Source organism: Streptomyces scopuliridis RB72 (genome assembly GCF_000718095.1).
GTDB lineage: Bacteria > Actinomycetota > Actinomycetes > Streptomycetales > Streptomycetaceae > Streptomyces > Streptomyces scopuliridis.
The window spans coordinates 1-6,236 of sequence record NZ_JOEI01000055.1; the positions used below are offsets into that span (position 1 = coordinate 1).

Consider the following 6,236-nt stretch of genomic DNA (forward strand, 5'->3'; position numbering starts at 1 on the left):
ACCCGACAACCCACGCACCACACCACGCCCCGCACCCACCACCCACTCCCGCTCAACCACCCCCAACATCGACACCTCACCCAACACCCGCCCCGACCCACCAGCCACCAACGCACCCGCCAACCCCAGCCAATGCCCCGCCATCCGCCCGACCGTCCCCGCATCGAACAGATCCGTGCTGTACGAGACGACGGCGAACAGGCCGCGCCCGGGGGCCGGTTCGAACTCGATGTTGAGGTCGAACTGTGCCGTCTCCACGGGTGGCAGCGTCTCCTCGACCCGCAGGCCGGGCAGCGCGAAGGTCTCTCGCGGTGCGTTCTGGAGCGTGACCGCCGCCTGCACGAGTGGGGTGCGGCTGGGGTCGCGCTCGGGGTCCAGTTCCTCGACCAGCCGGCTGAACGGCACGTCCTGGTGGGCGAACGCGGCGAGCGTCGTCTCCCGTACCTGCGCGAGCAGAGCGGCGAAGTCGGCGGTGGCGTCGATCCGGGACCGCAGGACCAGCGTGTTGACGAAGAAGCCGACGAGACCTTCGAGTTCGGTACGTTCCCGGCCCGAGACGGCTGTGGCCACGGCGAGATCGTCCTGTCCGCTGTAGCGCGCGAGCAGCAGCTGAGTGACCGCTGTCAGCGCCATCGACAGGGTGGCGCCGCGCCTTCCCGCCGCTTCCGTGAGCGCGGCCGTCAGCTCCTCCGGAACGCGGAAGGTGTGCAACGCCCCGCGCCCGGACCGTACGGCCGGACGCGGCCGGTCGGTGGGCAGTTCGAGTACGGGAAGTTCCCGGAGGTGTTCGCGCCAGTAGTCCAGGTGCGTGTCGAGGGCATCGCCCGTGAGCCGCTCGCGCTGCCAGACCGCGTAGTCGGGGTACTGGACGGGCAGCGTCGGCAGTTCTGCTTCCCCACCCCGCAGCGCGGCCGCGTACAGCTCACTCAGCTCACGCGTGATCACACCCATCGACCAGCCGTCGGTGACGATGTGATGCAGCGTCAGCATCAACAGGTAGGAGGAAGAGGAAGATGAGGCCGGAGTCTCTTCCGGCACCAGAAGCACCCGGAGCAGCGGACCGGTGCGCAGATCGAACGGCTCCGCCGCCTCGGCGCGGAGCAGCCCGTCCCGCTCGGTCTCTCCGTGCGCCTCGGCAATACGTACCGTGACGTCAAGTGCTGGATGAACCTTCTGTACGCCCCGCCCGTCGGCTGAGTCGAATGTGGTCCGCAGCGCCTCATGCCTGGCCACCAGTCCCGAGACAGCGGCCCGCAGAGCAGACAGATCGAGTGTGCCGGTCAGGCGGAGGGTGGTGACGACGTTGTACTCGGCGCCGCCAGGGGTGAACTCATCCAGAAACCAGAGTCGTTCCTGTGCGTACGACAGGGGAAGGGGCCGGCCGTCCCGTGGAGTCGGGGCGATACCGTTGTCGGCCGGGTCTGCGGCGACGGACTCGTCCTCGCCGACACCGGCGGCGGCTGCCAGGCGCGCCACGGTCGGATAGTCGAACAGCGCCCTCGGCGAGAGCCCGGACCCCAGGGCCGCGCGGACACGGGAGACGACTTTGAGGGCGGCGATGGAGTCACCGCCAAGTGCGAAGAAGTCATCGTGCGCACCCACCCGTTCGGTGCCGAGCACCTCGCCCCAGATCCCGGCGAGCAGTTCCTCGGCTCCGGGGCGCGGAGCCACATAGGGCTCCTCATCGTCGCTCCCGTGCCCGGGAGCGGGCAGGGCCCGCCGGTCGACCTTGCCGTTCACCGTGAGCGGCAGTGCTTCCAGCTCGACGAACGCGGACGGCACCATGTACGCGGGGAGCGTCGCGGTCAGCTGCTCGCGTACGGACGTGATGTCCAGCACCGCGCCGCCGGCCGGGACCAGATAGGCCACGAGCCGCTTCGTTCCGGGTCGGTCCTCACGGGCCACGACCGCCACTGCGGCAATGTCCTGGCCCCGCGTCAGAAGTGCTTCGATCTCGCCGAGTTCGATACGGAATCCGCGTATCTTCACCTGTCCGTCGTTCCTGCCCAGGAACTCCACGCGGCCGTCGTCCCGTCGGCGTACGACGTCGCCGGTCCGGTACAGCCGTGCGCCCGCCGCGAACGGGTCGGCCACGAACCGCTCCGCCGTCAGCGCGGCCCGGCCGTCGTATCCGCGCGCCAGCCCCGACCCGCCCAGATACAGTTCGCCCGGCACACCCACACCGACCGGGCGCAGGGCACCGTCCAGTACGTACGCCAGAGTGCCGTCCATCGGACCACCGAGCGGCACCGGCCCGCCTGAGGTGTCCCCGGCCGCGACCGGTCCGCACAGCGCGAAGGTCGTGGTCTCCGTCGGCCCGTACACATGCATCAGCTCGGTGTCCGGGCAGTGTGCGCGCATCCGTGCCATCGCGGGCGCCGATGCCGCTTCTCCCCCGGTCCACACTTCCCGCAGTCCCGCAAAGCATCCGGGATCCTCGTCCGCGAGCGCCCCGAAGAGGGCGGTCGTGACGAACACCGCTGTGACGCCGTGCGCCGCCGCACGCCGCACGGCCTGGGCGGTCAGCTCTTCGTCGGCGACGACGACACAGCCGCCGTTCAGCAGGGGCCCCCACACCTCGTACGTCGCCGCGTCGAAGGAGTGCGGGGAGTGGAAGAGCACCTGCCGGTGGGTTTCCGAGCCGAATCGCCGGTCGGCCGCGAGAGCGACCACACCACCGTGGCTGACGACCACGCCCTTCGGCGTCCCGGTGGACCCGGAGGTGAACATCACATACGCAGGCGCCTGCGACGGAACGCTGACGGACACGGGCGCCGAAGCAGCCTCGGCAGCGGTCCCGGCGTCAGCCTCGACATCGGCCATATCGAGCACGGCCACGCCCTCCGGCGCCCGCACCGTCCCGTCGATCAGCAGGAGTTCCGCGCCGCTGCGCTCCAGCACCTCCCTCATACGTCGCGCCGGGTGCGCCGCGTGCAGCGGTACGTACGCGCCGCCCGCCTTCAGCACCGCGAGCATCGCCACCACGACCTCCGGCGACCGCTCCAGCAGCAGTCCGACCCGCGAGCCCGCGCCCACGCCGCGCTTCAGCAGGGCATGGGCGAGCCGGTCCGCCCGCCGGCCCAGCTGACGGTAACTCAGCGTCGTGTCACCGCACTTCACGGCGGCGGCGTCCGGCGAAGCGGCCACCCGCTCCCGGAACGCGTCCGTCACGGAGGCCGGACGCACGATGGGTATCGCCTCGTGGTCGCGCGCGCCGCTCCACTCCCCGAGCACCCGCGCCCGCTCGTCACCGCCGAGCAGTGTCAGCGTGCCGACGATCCGCTCCCCGTCCTCGGCAAGCTCTTCGAGCGCCCGCGCACAGCTCTCCGCCAGTCGCCGCACCGTGTCGGCGTCGAACAGCTCCGGGTCGTACCCGAAGGTGAGGACGAACTGCTCCCCGGTCCCGCCGCCCGCGCGAGCGGTGAGTGTCAGCGGATAGTTCGTCGACTCGACCGCGTCGAGACCGGACAGGACGATGCCGTGTCGGGCGGCGGCGTCCGGGTCCACGGGGTAGTTCTCGACGACGACCAGGCTGTCGAAGAGCGCGGCGCCGGACGGCACATCGGTGCTGATCTCGTGGAGCGCGACGTACTCGTACTGCCGTGCCTCCGCCTGCTCGTCGCCGATCCGCCGCAGCCAGCGCGCCACGGGCTCGGCGGGCGTGGTGTCGATCCGTACGGGCAGGGTGTTGATGAACAGCCCCACCGTGCTCTCGGCTCCCGGCTGGTCGGCCGGACGTCCTGACACCGTCGAACCGAACACCACATCGGACAACCCCGCGTATTGCGAGAGTGTGAGCGCCCAGGCTCCGTGGACCATCGTGCCGACGGTCACCCGGCTGCGGCGCGCGAAGTCCACGACGGCGTGGGCGGTGGCGGCGGGCAGGCGCAGGGTCACCCGGTCCGTCGAGCGGGCGCGGTGTGCGCTGTCCGGCGCGCGGTCGAAGGGCAGCGCGGACGGCTCCTCGAAGCCGGCGAGCCGGTCGCGCCAGAAGGCGCGCCCGGCCGCCTGGTCACGGTCGGCCAGCCACCTGAGGTGTTCCCGGAACGCGCCGCGCGCTGGCCGGTCCGCCGGGCGGGGACCCGCCTCCGACACGAGGGACGCGCACTCCGCCGCATACTCCGCCGCGACGTCCGACAACACCGCCGCGCTGCTCCACCCGTCCAGCAACATGTGGTGGAACGACCAGAGCACCTGTACGCGCTCGCCCGGCAGTGTGGCCAGGGTGACGCGGGTGAGCGGGGCGCTTCCCGGGTCCAGTCCGGCGGCGGCACGGTCCTCGGCGACGAGCACGGCCAGCAGTTCGGCGCGCTCAGCCTCCACGCGGCCGGTCCAGTCGACGCGGGTGACGGGGATTTCTGCGCGGCGGTGCACGATCTGGACCGGCTCGGACAGGCCCTCCCAGGCGATCGACACCCGCAGCGCGTCCGAGGCATCGACCACACGCTGCCAGGCGCGCGCCAGCGCGTCCAGGTCGGCGACTCCGTCCATGACGAAGGTGAACTGTTCGAGGTACGCGGCCGAGCCTGGCGCGTTCAAGGAGTGGAAGAGCATCCCCGACTGAAGGGGCGTCAACGGATAGATGTCCTCGATATCGCGGCCGTCGCCGGCGATCAGATCGATCTCGGCCTGGGTCAGCCGTACGAGCGGGAAGTCCGACGGGGAGCAACCGCCCGAATCCGGCTCCGCGCAGTGCTCGATGAGCGACCGCAGCTCGGCGGTGAACCGCTCGGCGAGGCTCCACACCGTGGCGCGGTCGTGCAGATTCGCCGAGTACGACCAGGTGAACGCCAGCACACCGTCCTGGACCGCGCCCACCACCTCCAGCACATGGCTCCGCAGCTCGGCGGGGTGGTGCTCGCCGCCCGGGTTCAGGGCGAGCGAGCGGTACCAGCCGCTGGTGTCGTCGGCCCCGCCGAACTGCCCGAGGTAGTTGAAGGCCAGCTCGGGAACGGGGGCCGCCCGGAGACCGTGAGCGCTCGGGCTCGCGCTCAAGTCGCCTTCGGACGAAGGGAGATAGCGCAGCGCGCCGTATCCGACACCCTGGTCCGGAACCGACCTGAGCCGCTCCTTGACTGCCCGGATCGTCCCGCGCCAGTCCGCCACCCCCTCGTCCCCCGGAACGTCCAGGACGACCGGGTGGATGGAGGTGAACCAGCCGACGGTACGGGTCAGATCGGTGTCGGCGAAGATCTCCTCGCGCCCATGCGCCTCGATGTCGACGGCCCACCGCGATCCACCGGCCCACGGCCCCGCCGCACGCACCAGCGCCGAGAGCAGCACATCGTTCGGCCGCGTCCGGTACACCGCGGGCACGCTCTGCAACAACGCCCGCGTCTCCTCGGCGGACAGCCGCACGGACACCGAACGCTCGGACTGCACCGTGTTGTCGCCGCCCGGACGGTCGACGGGCAGCCGTGTGGTGACACCGTCGCTCGTCGCCAGCCAGTACGGCAGCTGGGCGTCGAAGCCGCCCGCGGCCGTGTGCTCGGCGAGCCGCGTCGCCCACTGCCGTACCGAGGTGCCCTTCGGACCCAGGTCGGGCTGTCCGCCGGCCACGATCCGCTCGTACGCGGACTCCAGGTCCTCCAGCAGGATGCGCCAGGACACACCGTCGACCACCAGATGGTGCGCGGCGAGTACGACCCGGATCGAAGCCTCCGGCCCCGTCACTCCGACGAGGACGCGGAACAACGGCCCACATTCCAGGTCGAGTCCGGCATGCGCCGCCGCGACGACCGAGGGCCACTCCTCGGTGCCGCTGTCGTGGACGGTGAAGACCGCGTCGAGGTCGACGGCGGGTGTGATGTGCCCGGTCCAGGTTCCGTCCGGAGTGCGGGTGAACGTGCTGCGCAGCGCATCGTGCTGGGAGAGCAGCGCGCCGACAGCAGCCCGGAGAGCATCGAGGTCGGTGCCGGGAGACAGTGTGAACCCGGCACCCATGTTGAAGTGCTCCGGAGCCACCGGATGAGTGTCGAAGAACCACTCACGTACGGGAGTTGTCCCTACGGCGCCGGTGACGAGTCCGCTCTCCGCGAGCAGGGCGGGGCCGGTGTCGACCTGACCGGCCTTGGTGGCGAGGGTGGAGATGGTGGGGTGGAGGAAGACGTCGCGGGAGGAGAGGGCGAGTCCGGCGTGGCGGGCGCGGGAGACGACCTGGAGGCTGATGATGGAGTCGCCGCCGAGGTCGAAGAAGTTGTCCTCGATCCCCACCCGGGACAGACCCAGCACCTCCG

1 protein-coding gene is annotated in these 6,236 nt (G+C 71.1%); it reads right to left on the reverse strand.

What is annotated here, in order from left to right; translation table 11 throughout:
• A partial coding sequence (locus IF11_RS0135850) for a non-ribosomal peptide synthetase (RefSeq protein ID WP_157848485.1) occupies positions 1 to 6,236 on the reverse strand: 6,236 nt, incomplete at both ends.